At 46.8% G+C, this 18,502-nt stretch carries 15 protein-coding genes and 1 tRNA gene; 7 read left to right on the forward strand and 9 right to left on the reverse strand.

The genetic code is table 11. The annotated features are described in order from the left end of the window. Positions 1-658: 658 nt before the first annotated feature. From L2082_RS13085 to L2082_RS13105, 5 genes are all read right to left on the reverse strand, one after another. Positions 659-1,234, reverse strand: coding sequence for a VOC family protein (locus tag L2082_RS13085; RefSeq protein WP_446011034.1), 576 nt, complete (start codon positions 1,232-1,234; stop codon positions 659-661). A gap of 252 nt (positions 1,235-1,486) precedes the next feature. Next, the gene (locus L2082_RS13090) at positions 1,487-2,008 is read right to left on the reverse strand and encodes a zinc ribbon-containing (seleno)protein DG (protein ID WP_446011033.1); all 522 of its coding nucleotides are present in this window, start codon (positions 2,006-2,008) and stop codon (positions 1,487-1,489) included. 10 nt (positions 2,009-2,018) lie between these two features. Next, complete coding sequence (locus tag L2082_RS13095; RefSeq protein WP_446011032.1) at positions 2,019-2,255, reverse strand: hypothetical protein; 237 nt, start codon at positions 2,253-2,255, stop codon at positions 2,019-2,021. 176 nt (positions 2,256-2,431) lie between these two features. Then, the gene (locus L2082_RS13100; RefSeq protein ID WP_446011031.1) at positions 2,432-2,998 is read right to left on the reverse strand and encodes a class GN sortase; all 567 of its coding nucleotides are present in this window, start codon (positions 2,996-2,998) and stop codon (positions 2,432-2,434) included. Beyond that, a complete protein-coding gene (locus L2082_RS13105) occupies positions 2,995-5,049 on the reverse strand; it encodes a marine proteobacterial sortase target protein (RefSeq protein ID WP_446011840.1) in 2,055 nt (684 codons plus the stop codon). The genes L2082_RS13100 and L2082_RS13105 overlap by 4 nt, the downstream gene beginning before the upstream one ends. Positions 5,050-5,188: 139 nt before the next feature. On the opposite strand from L2082_RS13105, the gene L2082_RS13110 reads away from it, so the two are divergent. The 3 genes from L2082_RS13110 to L2082_RS13120 all read left to right on the forward strand — a co-directional run bounded on the left by L2082_RS13110 (position 5,189) and on the right by L2082_RS13120 (position 8,398). Then, on the forward strand, positions 5,189-5,356 hold the full coding sequence (locus L2082_RS13110; RefSeq protein ID WP_446011323.1) for a CAP domain-containing protein: 168 nt from the start codon (positions 5,189-5,191) through the stop codon (positions 5,354-5,356). A gap of 172 nt (positions 5,357-5,528) precedes the next feature. Beyond that, positions 5,529-6,221 (forward strand): response regulator, encoded by a 693-nt coding sequence (locus tag L2082_RS13115; protein ID WP_446011841.1) that lies wholly within the window; start codon positions 5,529-5,531, stop codon positions 6,219-6,221. Positions 6,222-6,262: 41 nt separating this feature from the next. Then, positions 6,263-8,398, forward strand: a complete 2,136-nt coding sequence (locus L2082_RS13120; protein ID WP_446009295.1) for an ATP-binding protein — start codon at positions 6,263-6,265, stop codon at positions 8,396-8,398. 133 nt (positions 8,399-8,531) lie between these two features. On the opposite strand, the gene L2082_RS13125 is transcribed toward L2082_RS13120, so the two are convergent. The 3 genes from L2082_RS13125 to L2082_RS13135 all read right to left on the reverse strand — a co-directional run bounded on the left by L2082_RS13125 (position 8,532) and on the right by L2082_RS13135 (position 13,909). Further along, entirely contained in the window at positions 8,532-9,800 is a 1,269-nt protein-coding gene (locus L2082_RS13125; protein ID WP_446009296.1) for a peptidoglycan-binding domain-containing protein, read from the reverse strand. 177 nt (positions 9,801-9,977) lie between these two features. Continuing rightward, complete coding sequence (locus L2082_RS13130) at positions 9,978-11,420, reverse strand: peptidoglycan-binding domain-containing protein (RefSeq protein WP_446009297.1); 1,443 nt, start codon at positions 11,418-11,420, stop codon at positions 9,978-9,980. Between the two features lie 515 nt (positions 11,421-11,935). Then, positions 11,936-13,909: a bifunctional aldolase/short-chain dehydrogenase gene (locus L2082_RS13135; protein WP_446009298.1), complete on the reverse strand. Its 1,974-nt coding sequence runs from the start codon at positions 13,907-13,909 to the stop codon at positions 11,936-11,938. Positions 13,910-14,189: 280 nt separating this feature from the next. On the opposite strand from L2082_RS13135, the gene L2082_RS13140 reads away from it, so the two are divergent. From L2082_RS13140 to L2082_RS13155, 4 genes are all read left to right on the forward strand, one after another. Beyond that, positions 14,190-15,437 (forward strand): aminotransferase class I/II-fold pyridoxal phosphate-dependent enzyme, encoded by a 1,248-nt coding sequence (locus tag L2082_RS13140; protein ID WP_446009299.1) that lies wholly within the window; start codon positions 14,190-14,192, stop codon positions 15,435-15,437. Then, positions 15,434-16,135 carry a pimeloyl-ACP methyl esterase BioG family protein gene (locus tag L2082_RS13145; protein WP_446009300.1) on the forward strand — a complete coding sequence of 234 codons (702 nt, stop codon included), beginning with the start codon at positions 15,434-15,436 and terminating at the stop codon, positions 16,133-16,135. The genes L2082_RS13140 and L2082_RS13145 overlap by 4 nt, the downstream gene beginning before the upstream one ends. A gap of 25 nt (positions 16,136-16,160) precedes the next feature. Further along, entirely contained in the window at positions 16,161-16,958 is a 798-nt protein-coding gene (gene bioC, locus L2082_RS13150) for a malonyl-ACP O-methyltransferase BioC (RefSeq protein ID WP_446009301.1), read from the forward strand. A 122-nt stretch (positions 16,959-17,080) separates the two neighbouring features. After that, positions 17,081-17,157, forward strand: a tRNA-Arg gene (locus L2082_RS13155). 377 nt (positions 17,158-17,534) lie between these two features. Here the strand turns inward: L2082_RS13155 and L2082_RS13160 are convergent. Then, the gene (locus L2082_RS13160; protein ID WP_446009302.1) at positions 17,535-17,996 is read right to left on the reverse strand and encodes a DUF4113 domain-containing protein; all 462 of its coding nucleotides are present in this window, start codon (positions 17,994-17,996) and stop codon (positions 17,535-17,537) included. Positions 17,997-18,502: the final 506 nt, after the last annotated feature.

An 18,502-nucleotide genomic window follows, 5' to 3' on the forward strand; every position in this document is an offset into this window, starting at 1 on the left:
AAAAATGTTCTGATCAATCTTGCGCATATCTCCCTCCTGTTTCCGACTCTTCAACTCTTTTCTATATTTTACACGATCATCATGGATTTATTGAATAAAAAATGGGAATTCCTATCCTTTGAACATAAAAAAAAAGGGCAGACACTCCGGTCTGCCCTCACATCACAATCCCCTCTTCACAGGGTAGGTGTAAATTGATCTCAAGTTTTCAATCCGCTCATTGTGTACGCACCTTCAGTTTCCTGTTTACTTTTTAATTCAAAATGGTTATAAAAGAATATCAACAATTTCATGATTCGAGTTTCCGTGTCTTTCTATTTGCTCTCCCTTGAGAGGGATCAAAGTCGCACAAAAAACTTCAAAACCAACAAGGACAATATGTATGAAAAAGAAGCTCGTTAAAAAGAAAGCAGTAAAGATGGGAATCCAAACCCGCAAGAGGAAAAAAACAGACCTGATTCACGCTATTCAGCTGAATGAAGGAAACTCTCCATGCTTTCGGACTGGCATAGATTCATGCAATCAGACTGATTGCTGTTGGAGAAATGACTGTTTGCCAGCAACAAACAATTAAGCACAGCATTATTGCAAAGAGGAGGTGACAAAGAAGCTTTTTTTCTCTGATAACCCTGCGTCCCTCCTTTTACTGATCATCTGACTAATATTTCTTGATAAAATTACTTCCATCCCCCGGTTTTACCTCTTGCTCCTCTGGTGGGGTGGGCCTTGTCACTTCCGGCCATATCCCAGGTTGTGGTTCTGGACCTTCCAAAGCCGCAGGCGGAGGATTGGAGTCATTGATTACCGATTCCCTGCGGATTTCCTGTCCCTTAACCTCATAGCAAAATTCAATGGGTATTCCATTGGGATCAAAGGAATAGACCGAATGGATAAAGTCATGATCAATCATGTCTGAACAGGCAAAACCAGCAGCCTCTAATCTATCTCTCAGTGCCCAGACTTCTTCCTTGGACTCCATCCCAAAGGCAATATGGTCAAAAACAAACGGACCTGAACGCGGCTGTCCGTGTAGTTTTCGTTGCGCAGGCGCAGCACCGTCCCACTCAAAAAAAGCTAAACAATCCTGTCCATCAATTTCAAAAAAATACTGGCGAAAATCACCTTCGCCAAAACCGTAAATCAACCGTAGCCCGATAAGATCCCGCCAAAAACGGATGGTTTTCTCCATATCAGCCGTCACCATGGCCAGATGATTAATCCCTCTGAATTTCATTTCACCCCTTTCGTCAAATTTCTCCAACCGACCTTTTCTGAATACGGCTGAGCCTGTGCCGTAGATTGTGTTTAAAGCAAAGAACATAGCACACCCCAGAAAGGGGTGCAAGATGGAAGAAGAATGCTTAATGCGGAACAGGAGGGAGTTATCTATCTATCAGAAAGTAACAAGAGGAATACAACGAGGAAATTCGATTTTAAAAGGCAAGAGGCAAGAGGCCAACCAATGGAAATGATCATCATATATTGATCAGGCAAAACAAAGACCACAATCAGGACAGGTGGCTTCGGTGGTAGAAAAACTATAGCCGCAGGCCGGGCAGTTTGCCTGCTCCGCAGTCGTATCAATAACAGCCCCGGCAATGGACAGGTCGTGATCTTCAAGGCCTGTAGAGCGGACATGGTCCTGCTCCAGAATCGCCATGACCTCCTGAAGATCTTCCCGCCTGATCTGGACCACTAAATTTGTCGCGCAACTTCCCTGGCCACAATTACTGTCCTCACTCACAGCCAACGACGGAATACCTTCCCGTTTGAGCATGAACTGAAAATCCTTCATCTGGACAAGAGGTCCTCTTCTGATGCTCACCAATTCATCATCCGGGCTGATCACCATATTGCTGGCACCCTGTTTTCGTTGCTGCTGGCCCTGTAAGAGTTCTTTGCCACTGAGCAGAGAAACCTGGCAGGCAGCGCAGGTAGTTATATCTGCTCGATATTCATCCATACAGGTTGGACAATATTGCAGATCTGCTTCAATTTCTCGTTTCATATTGTGATCGTTATCCCTTATCAGCTATAATATACTCTGCAAGAGCAGATGGCTGCTCTTGCATCAACTCATGAGTCACAATTTGCTCACGGCCCTGTTGCTCGTTCTCCAAGGCTGCAGTACTCCCACCAAGCCAAGCAAACATAACTAAAAAACTGACACCAAGTACGTACACAGCCAGCATCAGATAACCAGGATCTATAGCTGATTGTACTTCATTACTGTTCTGTTTTTCTTTCATCATCATTATATTCTCCTTTCATTACAAACTCACTATCTCTTCTTCACTTTCCATTATGCTCCAAGACCATGACGGAGTCCCTGACCAATAATGACTTACCACAGACCAATAATGACAAACTATGACTAAAATTTTTGTACCAAAGAGTATGTTATTAATAATAATACCCATTCAACAAAGAGCTATATTCTATCCGCCACAACAACATAACGCTGACTGGCATCAACACTCAGAGCCTGAAAAGGGTAGCAGGTAACCAGCAGCAAATGCGAGGTCTCCTGATGAACAAGATGTAACTCTGAGGCCTGACGTATTGCCATTGCACCCACTCGGTAACGCCACTGTTGGCCCTGCCTGTCCTCCAGCATAAAAATATCTCCCTGTTGTACCTTACGAAGAAAACGAAAATGGGTATCCCGATGGGCAGCCAGTACACAAGTTCCAGCCTGTCCTGGTTTACTCCCTGTTGCCAACATACCCGGCCCAAAGGCAAGGGCCTGCCCGGATTGACCTGCAAGGACAATGAGATTCTGGTCATATTTTTCCACTGACAACCGTGCCACCGGCCAGGTATCAGCCCAAGGCCAAGGCTTAACCGGCTCTCCCCGGCTCAGACTTTGCTCCCAGGCCCGTTGCAAAAGCAGCTGGGCAACAAAGGCCTTGCCGTGTATCCAAAGCCCATTGCCCAGGCAGAGTAGTCCAACAATAAGGGGAAAGAGGATAATCTTCCATGACCATTGTATTTTCATGATCCCCTCCGTTGCATCCAAAGCAGCAGTGCAGATAATGACAGCAAAATGACACCAACAAGCACGAGCAAAGATGCCGGGGTTGCAGTCGCAGCACCACCTGCAAAGACCTTATCATGTATCCAACCCGCTGGCAGGTTTGTTTGTACCTTCTGCTGAGCTAAAGAGGTGTTTTCAGAATCTTGACGCGATATCTTTTCTTCCACAGCCACCAGACTGGTATAACGGCTGACAAGATGATTGACTAAAGCCAACTCTGTAACACCCTGCTCTACCTGCTGGGGATCAGCACCAGAGGCGAGACTATCCATCAGGATCTTAATCTTCTTTCGGGCCCAAAGCACAGCAATTCCTGGTCGATCTGTAAATGTGGCAGTATCCACGGCTGTCTGCCAAAACGTTCCATCAGCCTGCTGACCAGATAAAAACAGCTTTTCTGGATTCCCCTGCCCCTTCATTATCACTGTCAGCGGTTCCCCCTGATAAAGGTCCGGTATAGGGGCAGGAAGAACCTCAAATCCAGAAGCTCCGGTCAACCTCAGATTAATAAGAGCAGGTTGTTCAAGCTGAGCAAATAAGGTGCTCATTTTTTCCCGTACCTCTTCCAATTTGCCGATAAAGGTGTAATTGCCCCTGCCCAGGGTTGCAGCCCTGGTCATGAAATAGCTGTTCGGAGCTGAACCAATGCCAATGGTAAAGAGTCTGGAATCGCCCAGTTTCCTCTTAATGAGTGTAAACAATGCCTGTTCATTACTGACCGATCCATCGGTTAAAAAAACAACCTGACGGATTCGCTCATGCCGCTGCTTTCCATCCAAGGCTAATTCCAGGGCCTTGCTGATCTCTGTGCCACCACTGGCTTCCAGGTGGTCAATAAATTTCACAGCCTGCTCTACGTTTCCCTGGGTGCCAGACTTACTTTGGCGGAATAATGCTGTTGCATTGCTGTTAAACGCAATCAGATTGAATCGATCCTGGGGACGCATCCGTTCCACGGCCATGAGCAGGGCCTTTTTAGCCTGCCTTATGGACTCTCCGCCCATTGAACCAGAGGTATCAAGGATAAAAACAATCTCACGCGCTAAGGGATCCTGCTTTTGCTGCTCTGGTGGCATAACCATGAGCAGAAGAGCGTGTTCATCGCCTTGCTGTTCACTGAACAGGGCAACAGTGGGAACCTGGCTTTTTTTCGGCTCCCATTCCAGCACAAAATCACGATCTGCCTTCACCTCACCAGTAAAACGAATATCCAGACTGTTATCCTTATTTTTTTGTTGGGAAATACCATGATAGAGACTGTCGATTCGGGAAAGTTCCATACCAGCTGCAAGGTTCACATGAAGGGTAACCGGATTAACCTGTTCATCACCCGGCCCCACAACAGAGAGAGCTTCTAGTGCAGGTGGCCCAGGTGAATATCGAGGCCCAACAACCAGAGGAAAACGTAGTGAATATACCCTGTCCTGCCGCTGTACCACCTGCTGGTATTCAATCTGAATGATAACCGTTTCTCCAGGACCAATATTGGCAACCGCAGTAGTGAAAATATTAGGCCGTGACTGCGAGAGTAATGATGCCTTCTTGCCTTCCTTCTTTGCAGCTTCATAGGTTTGCCGTGCTCTCTCCTTTTTCTGAATTTTTCCGATGATAACACGATCATTAATCCGCATTTCCAAATGATCCACAGCACTCTCGTCAGGAAGGGGAAATACATACAGAGCCTCAACCCATTGCTCAGAATCATTGGTAAAATGCTGTTTAACTGTGGCTCGGGCAACGATGCCGCTGACCTGAATATCCACATCCATAGACAGCATGGGAGCAGGCCGGTATTTCCCTGGCTCTGCTCCTGGGAGGAGAAGTTCACCCTGCTGAACCTGATCAGGGGTTACACTCCTTTCTTCCTGTTGAACAGTACCAGCAGCATTGGTATTTCCAAGCCAACCAAAGATAAGAAGTATGGCTACCCCAAGGATATAAAACGTTAACATCAAATAACCCGGGTCCATGAAAAAATTCTGTACAGCTTTTTTTGTCTTTGCTGCTGTCATGGGTACATCCTCCTTGTTGATTAAAAATGGTCTTATCAATTACTGACATTACTTACTGTCCCTACTATGAAGTATGATCATGACCTTCTTTCAAGGGGATGATGACGTGTGTTGCAAAAAAAATGACTCTTTATGACGGATTTATGAGGACAATGTTTGCCACAGTGTCTGTGGGCACTACACCCAGGTGGTCTGGAAGAACACAAGAGAAGTCGGTTGCGGCATGGCGTTCTGTAGCGATAAATCGCAACTCTGGGTGTGCCAATATCACCCACGGGGCAACATGATGGGAGAAAAGCCCTATTAAGACGATTTTCAGACAAGATCAGGAATCTCTTTACAGAGCCAATGATTTTTTTTATGATATGCACATTTGATTCCCATAACAGCTTGTTTTGTTATTTACGCTGAATGGGAATCAACTGTGCAAATATGCTCTCAAATAAATCTACCACCGAAAACAGGCTTCGGATATTACCATGACCTACCGAATCGCCCTTGTTGAAGATGATTCCAGACTCCAGGCCAATTACGCCCAGGCTCTCCAGCGTGAGGGCTATGGGGTAAGTACCTACAGCAGCAAGCCCGAAGCCATGTCTGCCTTTGCCCGCTCTCTGCCTGACCTTGCTATCTTAGATGTCATGCTGGGAGAAGACATGGCTGGTGGCTTTGATCTTTGTCAACACCTCCGCTCACTTTCTCCTGTTATCCCCATAATTTTTTTGACCGCACGCAATTCCGACCTGGATCGGGTCTCTGGTCTGCGCCTGGGCGCCTGGGATTATCTGACCAAGGACACAACAACCCTGGATTTTCTGCCAGCCCGGATAGCAGCCATGTTTCGTACAGTGGAAGCTCTGCGTAGCAATACAACGGAAAACAAAATTATCCAGCACAAGGATCTGCAAATTGACGAAGATCGGAAAGAAGTGTTTTGGAAAAGGCATCCTATCAGCTTGACACTTACGGAATTCTGGATACTTACCTGTCTCGCCAGACGACCTGGCCATGTGAAAAATCACGAGCAACTCATGGAAGCAGCAAGTGTTATTGTGACCAATAATGCCATTGCAGCCCACATCAGAAGAATCCGGGATAAATTTCATGATGTGGATCCGCATTTCAAAGCAATTCGTTCAGAATATGGGATGGGATACCGCTGGCAACCATGATGTCCTCCAACAAAGCATCAGCTCTTAAACCTTAATCTGTAGTGCGTTTTTCTCTCCGACTCAAGCTCGCTCTTCTCTCACTGCTGCTGCTCCTGTTCCCCTTACTGGGAATGCGCCTGAATAATACTCTAAAAAACAGCCTGATCACGAGCCAACAGGAGACACTCACTCTGACAGCCCAGGCGGTTTCTGCTGCCTTAACTGATCGAAATGATCTTTTTGACCGGGAACAATTTCATGGCTTGAACCAGGATCGGGATCTGTATCTTTTCCAACTCAGCAACACCATACAACTGGACGGCAAGCTTGATGATTGGCGCCCGGAACTTGCTGAAGCAGAAGAATTCGCTGGTGATCATCTTATCAGTTCTGAAGGAAATTATGTTCTTAAGTCTCTTAATTTTCGTCACCTTGCAGGCAAGCAGGATAAATATTTATACGCTATTTTCGACGTTCAGGATGACCATGTCATTTATCGGAGCAAAAAGTCACTGCGCCTAGATCGATCTGATCATTTACAGATAGTCATAGAAGATAATGAAGGCCAGCAGACATACCTGATAACTGCCCATGAAGAAGGCTGGGTCAATGGATTTCTCATGCCTGATGTCCCTATCAAATTCCCTGTCAGCGAACAACGAATCCAAGGGGTCTGGAGACAAAAAAAGAACGGCTATATCCTGGAAATACGCATCCCACTTGAATTACTTGGTAATAAACTTGCTTTTACCATAGCAGATGTTGATGACAGCACTTCACGCAATATAAAAGCACTTATTGGCACTTCGAATCTTAAGAAAGACAAGGCTCCGGGGCTTCTCCTGTCCACTTCAACCCCTATTGAAGAAATATTAAAATCACTTGATCGTCCCTATGCCCGTATTCGCATTGTGGATCGCAATCAGAGGATCAGAGCCCAGGTCGGTAGTTTACGCACGACAGAGATCCCCAGAGATCAAAAGGACACAATATCACATCGCATAAACCAGCTGATGCGCCCTCTTTATCGCTTTTTCATTAATCCTTTTTTAACGGAATTTCAGGATCAGGCGTCTCAGCCCACTGAGCTTGACCTTCAGGGTATTCAAGAAGGGCTTGCCGGCAGACATTCCGTGACCAGCTACCTTATGGAAGAGGGCCAGGTGGAAGTCATGGCAGCAATAACACCTTTATACGAACAGGAACTGGTGATTGGAGCGGTGGTTGTGGAACAGACCACCAACTCTATCCTCTCCCTCAGTAATCGCCTTATAGAAGAAACTATTTCTCTCTCTGTGGTGGCCTTTCTTTTTGGCGGCTGTATTCTACTCTTTTTCGCTTTTCGTATTTCTGCACGCATTCGCCGCTTACGTAATCAGGCAGCCTCAGCAATCACCTCAGACGGACGCATCCTTAATACCATTCACAAAGATTTATCCAGTGATGAGATTGCGGATTTAGGCCGAACCTTAGATTCCATGCTCAGCCAGCTTCAGCAACAGATCGAGCATCGTGAGCAAATGGCAGATAATCTTGAACATGAAATGCGAACGCCGTTGGCAGGTATTGCGGCCTCAATTACAAATCTTCGCCAGGAACAACGTGAGGCAAAGCCATCAGATCGTATTATGGAATATATTCAATGGGTCGAGCGCGATGTCCAACGAATGGAAGAGATGCTCACCTCAATTCGGGAAGCAACAACCTTGAAAAATGCTCTGCTCCTGGACGGTATGGAGCTTTTCGATCTTGGCAGGGCCGTCTCAGTATGGCTTGAACACGGTTGGCAACCTGCCTTTAACGAGGTCGAGATACGTTACCAGCAGCCTGCACACGAAGTCCTGGTCAATGGCGACCCGGTACGGTTACGTCAGGCTCTTGATAAGCTTGTTGAAAATGCAGTTTCTTTTCATACTCCGGAAACGCCCATAGAATTGATACTGAAAAACGACGAGGACAATATTTCCCTGCTTGTTATCAATCAAGGACCAAGCATTGATCCGGATAAGCAGCAACAAATCTTTCACTCAATGATTTCTAATCGAGCTGTTAAGGATACATCGCCTCATCTGGGCCTAGGTTTATATATTGTCCGGACAGTGCTGGATCATCATGACGGCCAAGTAAGTGTACAAAACCTGGATGACGGAAGAACAGGAGTGATTTTTACGATTACCCTTCCTTGTCCCCAAGGATGAGATCATGATTTTCATGACGCTTTGAGAGGCTGAATGGTAGAGCAGTCTTCCCTGCATAAAAAAAAGCCAAGGACAAATTGCCCTTGGCTTTTCAGACTTCGCAGGATTTGATACAGAATTAAACTACTCCATTCTAGTAAATCCCTAAGGCTTCAACAGTCTCTTCTGTCAATCCACCACCCTGAGCAAGGCCATTTTCAACCTGAAAAGCTCTGATAGCGTCCTTAGTTGCTAGATTCAGCTGTCCATCAATCAGGCCAGTGTAAAAACCGAGCTGGCTTAAAGCGGACTGTACCTGACGGATAGTGGAGTCAACCAATTCATCCTTACACAGTGCAGGCTTCCAAACAACCTTAGAGTCGCTGACTTTAACTTGCTTAACAATGGTCTTGTACTCAGCAGGAACAGTAACAGTACGTTCTTCAGCTGGTTTTACGAGCTTCTTAACCTTAACAGTCTTGTACTCAGGAGGTACAGGGATGGAACGCGTTTGGGAAGGAGCAACCATAACTTTCTTCCTGACTTTCCGGGTTACAGGTGGGATCTGCACGACCTCAGTTCTTGCCGGAGCAACCATAACCTGCTTACGTACTGTTTTGTATTCTGCCGGTACGCTTACTCGCTCGGTTCGTGCAGGTGCAACAACAACCTTTTTGCGTACTGTCTTGTATTCGGCCGGAATCACAACTTCCTGACGACATCCGCCCATCTGACCATAACAATCTTTGGGTACTTTTTTAACAACGGTTTTATACATAGCCGGAACAGCTACGTAGCACAGAGTATCACAATCTGTCAGGCCCATTTTAATATCTTCTGGAGTACAATGGGTGGCTTTTTTGATCCATTTTTCAGAGGGAGCCTTGACCAGTACCTGCTCTTTTACTTCTTCATAACCAGGATCAGTAATGGTGATGTTGACAACTTCAGGAGAAACCATCACCTGCTCATCAACCCATTCATACTGAGCTGGGATAGATTCCAACTTTTCTGTGGCCTCTTTGACCACAACCTGTTCATCAACCCACTCGTACTGAGCTGGAATAACCTTAATTTCTTCGGAACCGTCTTTAACAACAACGTCTTCTTCCCGCCATTCAAACTGAGCCGGAATGGTCTCTATTTCTTCAGAGGCTTCCTGGGTAACAACCTGCTCGTCAACCCATTCGTACTCAGCCGGAATGATCTCTGTCCGCTCCATAGCAGGAGCTATCTGTATCTGTTCCTCTACATCTTCATAGACAGCTGGAGCAAGACAGCGGGAATAACACTCACCAGGCTGTACATTGGTCGGAAAGCCTTCATTAATATATTGGGAAGGATCGACCTGACCATACTGGGCAATTGCCGGTGTAGATGCAGTAAACAGGAAGGCCGCAGCCATTACAAAGTTTTTCTTCATTTTTCTTTTTCCCTTGTTAGATATGTATTCTTGGGGAGTAAGTAATAACGCCCATCCCTTATCCAGAGAGGCAACCACTATATATAAAAAAAACCGTATTGTTCTATGAAGATAAAGAGACACTTACTCTAGCGTGCCTCTTTATTTTCTTCACTGCCTTACGGATTGGGCCAAACGTTAGTAAATCCCCAAAGACTCAAGAGTTTCCAGAGTCATCCCACCACCCTGCGGCAGGCCACTTTCTACCTGATAGGCCCTGATGGCTTCATTGGTTTCTTGAGTCAGTACGCCGTTGATTGGCCCAGTGTAAAAACCATTCTGGCTCAAAGCACTTTGCAAGGCCCTGATTTTTGAGTCAACAGCTTCGTCTTCGCAAAGAGCTGGTCGCCATACAACCTTACTATCGCTGACTTTAACTTGCTTGACAATAGTCTTGTACTCAGCAGGAACCTGAACAACTTTTTCCTCAGCCTCTTTGACAAGCTTTTTCACCCTGACAGTTTTGTACTCAGCAGGAATCTGAACAACCTCTGTCCGAGCAGGCTCAACCATAACCTTTTTGCGTACTGTTCTGTATTCAGCCGGGATCGTAATTGTTTCTGTCCGTGCAGGCTCAACCAAAACCTGTTTTCGGACAGTGCGGTATTCCGCAGGTACAGTAATAGTTTCGGTTCGGGCAGGCTCAACAACAACCTTTGTTCTCACAGGCTTGTACTCTGCCGGAATGACAACTTCCTCACGACACTCTGGACCACCGCCCGCACAATCACCTGGAACTTTTTTGACAACAGTTTTATACATAGCCGGAACCGATACATAACACAAAGTATCACAATCAGTCAGTCCCTGCTTAATATCTTCTGGAGTACAATGAGTGGCCTTTTTGATCCACTTGGCAGAAGGAGCTTTCACCAGAACCTGTTCTTTTACTTCATCATAACCAGGATCAGTAATGGTCACAGTAGTAATCTCAGGAGACACCATAACCTGGCCTTCACGCCACGCATAAACAGCCGGAATAGCCTTCAGCTCTTCAGTCTCTTCTTTTACTACTTCTTCGACTTCCTGCCACTCATAGCGTGCAGGAATAACCTTGACCTCTTCAGACGCTTCCTTAACAACAACCTGCTCGTCAACCCACTCATACTTGGCAGGAATAACCTTGATTTCTTCGCTAGCCTCTTTAGCAACAACCTGCTCTTCTACCCATTCATACTCAGCAGGAATAATCTCAGTCCGCTCCATGGCCGGAGCGATTTCAATCTCCTCCTCTACATCCTCATAAACAGCAGGAGCAAGACAACGTGAGTAACATTCGCCAGGCTGGACATTTGCAGGCAGGCCATCATTAGGATATTGACCAGGATTTTGATCGAAATACTGATCAGGGGCTTTCTGATTAATCGTCGGGCCAGGTGATGTCGGTACTCCTACCGACCCCATACCCTTTGGGGCAACCTGCGATTTGGGTGAGACTTTTCCTGCCCCATCGTCACAAGGCTCATTAACACAGGGTTGCTCCCCTGTGTTTTGCGGTACATACGCAAGATCCGTTACACAACCTGTTAAGGCAAAAAGAGCGACAGCCCCGATGGCCACGCCATTCTTCATCTGTTTCATCGCACGTCTCCTCTACCCCTCTGCGTATCCACTGTCATACAAATACACAAAAAAAGTAATCAAGATAAAAAAAATTATTCTTTAACCAACACGATAAACCTCAGTAACATCTAAACAGAAGCGCGGCCTCTTCTGGTGCCGACTGTATACAGCTACTGAAACTTTCCTATGACTGAGAATTACCATTCACACAAAAAAAAAGCAATACAAAAAACTGTACAAGGGTAAAAAACAGTCCTGCTGTTCAGTTTTCTATATTCTCCTATTACAGGATAAAAATCTTCTTATCAGTATAATGCCATATTTTTTCCTGTTGTCCAGCAAAAAATATCATCACGGAGTCCAATAGCATTAGCCCTATATCTTAATAAAAATAATTCTTGCTATTTAACAGTATGAGTAAAAATACAAAATATTGAATTGTTAAATTTTTTAAACTACCTTCTCAGCAATATAACATGCACATCATAGTTATTTCAAGACTTGATCCCGACCACAGGCCCGGAGGAATGCTTTCAGACCACTCGTTCGTTCCCCCCATCAACAGGCAATTGAGCCGCAGTTGTACAGGAAAACAAAGGGCCACACATTGCCGATGCCAACTCAGCCACATGATGACTCAGCACCTCAACACGCAAGAGATTATTATTTTTGTAGGACTGTACCGACATTCCATAATGCTCTGCTCTGGCCTTCAGCACCTCATCGGTCCAAATTCCTGTATCAAAAACCGCATTAGGATGTAATGTATTAATCCGAATACCATCCCCTCCCCATTCTAAAGCAGCAACACGCATCAACTGGGTCAAAGCTGCTTTGGAAGCAGAATAGGCTCCTGCTCCCGGTCCAGGGGCTGGAACATTTTTTGAACCAATAATCACAACCCGTCCTTTTTCTGGAGCATGCTTCAGCAAGGGATAGCACTCCCGAAGCATAACAAGGTTAGCATCAAGATTCACAGCCATTACCTGCTGCCATGTTTCCAGGGACAACGCAGCAACTGTTGCACTGGCAGGAAACATACCTGCATTAAGCACCAACATATCCAGTCCCCCAAAACGGGAAACAGCTTGGTCCAAAGCCTGTTGCACCTGCCCCTCATCGGTCAGGTCGCATTGAATACCAAGAAATCCAGATTCTGAAGAAACCGTGCATACCTGTTCATCAATATCCAAACCAACAACTGCGGCCCCTCTTTGTAAAAAAGAGTCAACACAGGCCTTCCCGATTCCTGAAGCTGCTCCGGTTATCAAGACCACTTCGCCGGTAAAGAGTGGAGGATTGTTTCCCTTGGCTAATTTGGCCTGTTCCAGGTCCCAGTACTCCATAGCAAAAAGATCTGCTTGGGGCAGGGCCTGCCAGCCACCCAGTTTTTCTGCCCGGAGAATGCACTCCATTGTATGCTCGTAGATATCATGGACAATAGCAGCGTCCTTTGCTGATTTACCGATACAACAAAGCCCAAGTTCCTGATCCAGGATAACTCTGGGTGCGGGGTCCAGCATAATCTTGCGTTCTTTGGCAGCAGGCTCATGAGTACGAAAATATTGACCATACTGCCGAGCATATTCTTCTACATCCCGACCAAGCATGGGAATTGCTTTGGTGCGGATTACATGATCCGGGGTCACCGGTCCCTGCTGGGAGATATCCCCCACATCTTCACGCCGGGCAAAACTCCAGCCCCGTGTACTGTTGGTTACATGGAGAATCATCGGCCTACCCGCCTTTCCAGAAATCACTTGGCGTAATTCAGCAATCTCAACACGGTTGACCTGCATATCATCCTTTCCTGCTACAGTGCCCGGCTCCCAGGCATTATGGGCCTTCAGATACTGCTCAGCCATATCAACCAGTTGAATCATCCGTTCATAAGATTCCTGGGCCGAATCAGCAAAAGAAAAAACCCCATGGTTCATTAAAATCATACCAATGGTCTGGGGTCCAGCCTGCTCAGCAAAGAGACGTGCAACATCACGGGCCAAATCAAAGCCCGGCATCACATAGGGAATCACCACAACCTGATCACCATATATCTCTGCAATACGCTCAGGACCATCAGCCGTATTAGTAATGGTTACAACTGCATCAGCATGGGTATGATCAACATAACGAAAGGGCAAAGCAGCATGAAGGATCGTTTCCACAGAAGGACCTGGAGCATCAGCACGAGTCAGCTGGGTCTTGAGTTCATTCACCATCTGCGGATCTGTCAGGCTATCTAAGGCTGCCAACTGAATCATAGGGTGCAAACGCACCGGAGCAAACCCCTCGGCTTCAATAGTTTCCAGATCCCAACCACTGCCTTTTATATAAAGGATTTCTTCCTCTTCTCTGACAACATTTTTCTCTGTTATTTTTACAGAGGTATTGCCGCCACCATGCAGGACCAGTGAAGGATCACGCCCTAATAAACGGGACGAGTATACCCGTAGGGCAAGCTCATTCTCACAGGCTTCAGCCTCTTGTTCTTTCCATAAACTCTGCATAGTACGACAATTCCTGCTTTCTTCATCTCTATCTGCTCAAGGCCCGCAACAGAGCAGCAAGGGCCAAGCTTCTCGCCACCATCATAAACCCCACTATAATATCGTATCTTTCTCCAAAAATACAGCATATTCTGCATATATTGACTATTCTTTCTGAATATCATATTATAGTGCCCTTAACAAGATACTCCTTTTTCTTTGCTCACAGAAAAAAAGGGGTCTGAAAATGATCATCGGGAAGAGCAATAAAATCTATGTACAAACAATTTGCAGGATGACTGTGAAGCCAACTGAAGGTCCATTGACCAGCCGCTTAGCAGAACAATTACAGGAATTATCTCAACAGGGTGTACAACGGCAGCTCCTGACATTCTTCCCTCAGGGTTCGGCCTGCCTCCAACATCAAAACAGTACCTATCTGAACCTGGCTGGTAATGACTATCTCGGCCTGGCAAGTAATCTTTCTTTGCTGCAAAGATTTTATGCGCATCTTGAGCAAGAAGATCTCAGCAACAACCTTAGCCTGTACGGGCTGGGCAGTGGCGCTTCTCGACTTATGACCGGGAATCACGATCAATACGCCCGGCTCGAAGAGAGACTGACCCGGTACTACCACAAGGACAAGGCCTTAATTTTCAATTCAGGCTACCATATTAACATAGGTCTCCTGCCCGCCCTTGCCCGCAAAGGCGATCTAATCCTTGCAGATAAGCTCTGTCATGCCAGCCTCATTGATGGAATGCGCCTTTCTGAGGCCAGAATGATCCGCTTTCCCCATCTTGATTATGATCGCCTGGAGCAGCTCCTAAAAAAACACAACTCCACCGCAAAACCTTGTAAACAACAGGCCGTATTCATCGTCACAGAATCTATTTTTTCGATGGATGGTGATTGCGCCGACCTCTCCACTCTGGTTCGCCTGAAAGAACAATACGGTGCAACCCTCTACGTGGATGAAGCCCACGCTGTCGGGGTTCGTGGCCGGTGTGGATCAGGCTTAGCAGAAGAGCAACAGGTTATTGACCAGATTGATCTTTTGGTCGGAACCTTTGGCAAGGCATGGGGAGGCCAAGGGGCCTTTGTGGTCTGCGGGGAAACCATATATAAATACCTGGTCACCACTGCCCGCTCGCTCATCTTCACCACTGCCCTGCCCCCGGTAAATATCCACTGGCTCAACTTCATCCTCCCCCAGATCCAAACAATGAGCAAGGAACGGAAAAAACTGGGCCAGCTGGGCCAACAGCTGCGACATGGGTTCCAGGCAAATGGCCTGCAAACCGGTGGAGAAAGCAATATCATTCCGGTGATAATTGGTGACGAAAAACAAACTCTTGTCCTTGCCGAACAACTGCGCCAGCAAGGAGTCTGGATACAGGCTGTACGCACCCCAACCGTTCCCCGTGGTACAGCACGCCTTCGCCTCTCCTTGACCGCAAACATGAACACCGATCAGCTGGCAGCTTTGCCCCAACAAATCGCAAAAGAACTTGCCCGTCTAAAACTCGCCCCCTCCCCTGCCCCATGAAATATTGCTGGCTCCAACAACAGGGGAACCCAGACTGTCTTCTCTTTTTCGCAGGCTGGGGCATGTGCCCGGAACCTTTTTATGCCCTTGCTGCCGGGCCAGTTGATGTTCTGATGGTTTATGATTATCGCAAGATGGAACCCGGCAAAATTGCCAGTCTGCTTACACGCCTTCAGGAGCACAACCCACCATACCAAAAATTTTATCTCCTGGCCTGGTCAATGGGAGTTTGGGCAGCAGCCTCCCTGCTGGGCAGAAAAAAAATTCCTTCGCTCCACCTTGCTTCAGCCATTGCGCTTGGCGGAACCTGCCAGCCTATCCATGACAAACTGGGCCTTCCTGAACAACATTTTACTGACATGGCAGAACAACTTTCTCCAGCCCACATAGCAGCATTTCAGCACTCTATGTTTTCTGACAAAGAAGAAGCCAAACGTTTTTTAACTGCTTTTCAAAAAGGAAAGCGTTCAGTTGCAGAACTTCAACAAGAACTCCTTGCTCTTGCCACGGCTTCTGCAATACAACCTGGACCGCCTGACATCTACACCAGCAAGATCATCACTGGTCGGGATCGAATTTTTCCGGCCCGCAATCAGATTCGGGCCTGGGGGCGCAAACAATGCCGCACCCTCTCTTTGCCTCATTTTCCTTTTTATCATTGGTCCAACTGGGCAGCAATGGTTGAAGCCTTAACCTAAGCTGGTATCAGGCGCACCTTTTATTATGCAAAAAATCAATAAGCAGCGTGTCTGCCAACAATTTCGGCGAGCCGCAGCCAGTTATGACCGCCAGGCCACTATTCAGCATCGGGTGGCTGACCGACTCCTGACCCTGACAACCAAACATACCCCACAACACCCCTTGAGGGTCCTGGAAATCGGCTGCTGTACCGGCCTGCTGACAAACCGGTTGCTCAACAAGAGCAGAATCAAAGTCCAAAGCCTGGTTCTTAATGATCTGATGCCGGATTTTGCCCAACGCCTTCCACAGAGCCTTACCACCTCCTGTGACGAGATCCACTTCCTGCCAGGGGATATAGAAAAACTTCCTTTGCCAGGGACTTTTGATCTGATCATTTCGTCTTCCACCTTTCACTGGCTTAATGATTTAGAACAGACTCTGACCAGGCTTCTTGCCGCCCTTGCCCCGGAAGGTATCCTGGCCTTTTCCCTCTATGGCCCCGGAAATTTACCGGAAATCAGAGAACTTACAGGAGTAGGACTTGATTATTTTTCCCTGCCTGAAATAGCATCTCTTCTGGAGCAACAGAGCATTCTCAAAGAAAGCCACCAGGAAAAAGAGGTTTTTCTTTTCCCCAAGCCCCGTGATATCCTCAATCATCTCCGCCAGACAGGAGTCAATTCCATCAAGAGTACTCCCTGGACCCGCAAAGAACTCCACAGTTTTTGCCAGGAATACAGCAAACGATTTCAAATTGATCAGGCTGTACGCCTCACCTATCATCCACTGTATCTGGTTGCCTGTCATCCTCAAATCGCCTATACCGATACATCACAATAAGGGGAATCAGTCCATTAGCCAACATCAGAAGGTTCCCCCTTGAAGCAGCAAAAAAAATCAACCTATCTGAAGAAAAACAGCTTGCATAATACCTCTCAAAATGATAAAGAGTGTATGCAATTGCGCCTGTAGCTCATCTGGATAGAGTATCGGACTACGAATCCGAGGGTAGCAGGTTCGAATCCTGCCAGGCGCACCAAGGAACTTCAAGGGGTTAGCTCATTATTGAGTTAACCCCTTTTTTCTTGCCTTGCGCTCCAGCCCCCACACTGCTAATCCCCGGCACAATCCCGGAAACCTCTTTCAAATATGGGGCTACAGCTTGCGGATTATTGCAACTGGGCGATTTTCAGAAAATGGGAATCAGGGGACAGTGTTTTTTATGATGCGTTGCGGGACGGGATAAAGAGCGAACTGGAGATATAAAAACGGGCAGCCTCCTGGAAAGCTGCCCGATCTGACCCCCCCGACTATCCTTGCAGAAGAAACCCTTGGTTTCTTATCATCAGGAAGGAACCTTTCTCTATGCATATGTTAAGCTGTTCATGCAGGGATGTAAAGAGTTATTCGCCCCATTTAAGCCCTGACAACAGGCAGCTCTTTCCATTCCGTTGTATATGCCGGTGATTTCATCAACCGTTTGGAACGCCATTCCCTGCGCAGACCTGTACACCCATAGCACAGAGTATCCCGGCCCCATTTATCATTGATCCGGTCAACCGCTTCCATCATGTCATGATGCTGCCCCCCCCCTTTAGGGGCCAAGTAATTACCCATGCTCCGTCCCCCTCTTACAGTGTGAATAATTCGCTCTGCCTTGTTCAGGGTTACTGTACTCCAGTGGTGCGGCTCATGCACCCGGCGAACCAGGCCCCGCGCTGCCAGCCGGTTGAAGGATTTACAGATACCCACCCGCGCCGCCCTGATCTTTCTGCGGACATGATCATGATTCGTGAAAGCGGACTGGTTCGCTCTGATCGTCATTCGATTCGGAATAAAGCCGTACCAGCTTTGCAGCACGTCTGTATAGTGGAACATACTCTTTCTGTTCAGCGAGCGTTAAAATATGCTTCTGGAGCTTTGAGAGGGGCTGATTTGTCATGGTGTTGACCTGCTTTCATAGTTTTCATTTATCAGGTGGTATCTTAGCAGGATTTTGAGGGGATGTGTAGTGGATTAGTGAGGATGAAAACTGTTGCGGTGCTGTTTGGGGTGGGGATATAGTCTGTTGAGTGAGAGGAAGTTTACGAAAAGGTATGCAGGGTGTGCATCTTAAACACTTTCGGGTGGTTATCCTGCATTTAGGTCTGCATGGGGTTCTGCTTTTTGGTAGGGGGAATAAAGGGGGGCGGCTTCTATACCCCTAACCCAAGTTCGTGACATAAAAAGTCAAAGTTATGCAAAAACAACAAGTTGCTTATTTTTTGACTATTCCTATGGCACTACAAATTTTTATTTTGCCGGAATCGTCCTCTTGATAATCCTGCCAGGATGATGTGGCAGGCCAAGAGCGTCATATATTCTTTGTTGTCTCGGTTCCGGGC

The organism is Candidatus Electrothrix sp., assembly GCF_052785085.1.

Excerpts from the sequence above, each read along its gene's own strand:
- L2082_RS13090 (WP_446011033.1), bottom strand. The coding sequence starts at position 2,008 with ATGAAACGAGAAATTGAAGCAGATCTGCAATATTGTCCAACCTGTATG.
- bioC (WP_446009301.1), top strand. The coding sequence starts at position 16,161 with ATGCAAAAAATCAATAAGCAGCGTGTCTGCCAACAATTTCGGCGAGCC.
- L2082_RS13145 (WP_446009300.1), top strand. The coding sequence starts at position 15,434 with ATGAAATATTGCTGGCTCCAACAACAGGGGAACCCAGACTGTCTTCTC.
- L2082_RS13085 (WP_446011034.1), bottom strand. The coding sequence starts at position 1,234 with ATGAAATTCAGAGGGATTAATCATCTGGCCATGGTGACGGCTGATATG.
- L2082_RS13095 (WP_446011032.1), bottom strand. The coding sequence starts at position 2,255 with ATGATGATGAAAGAAAAACAGAACAGTAATGAAGTACAATCAGCTATA.
- L2082_RS13135 (WP_446009298.1), bottom strand. The coding sequence starts at position 13,909 with ATGCAGAGTTTATGGAAAGAACAAGAGGCTGAAGCCTGTGAGAATGAG.
- L2082_RS13130 (WP_446009297.1), bottom strand. The coding sequence starts at position 11,420 with ATGAAACAGATGAAGAATGGCGTGGCCATCGGGGCTGTCGCTCTTTTT.
- L2082_RS13100 (WP_446011031.1), bottom strand. The coding sequence starts at position 2,998 with ATGAAAATACAATGGTCATGGAAGATTATCCTCTTTCCCCTTATTGTT.
- L2082_RS13105 (WP_446011840.1), bottom strand. The coding sequence starts at position 5,049 with ATGACAGCAGCAAAGACAAAAAAAGCTGTACAGAATTTTTTCATGGAC.
- L2082_RS13115 (WP_446011841.1), top strand. The coding sequence starts at position 5,529 with ATGACCTACCGAATCGCCCTTGTTGAAGATGATTCCAGACTCCAGGCC.
- L2082_RS13160 (WP_446009302.1), bottom strand. The coding sequence starts at position 17,996 with ATGTTCCACTATACAGACGTGCTGCAAAGCTGGTACGGCTTTATTCCG.
- L2082_RS13125 (WP_446009296.1), bottom strand. The coding sequence starts at position 9,800 with ATGAAGAAAAACTTTGTAATGGCTGCGGCCTTCCTGTTTACTGCATCT.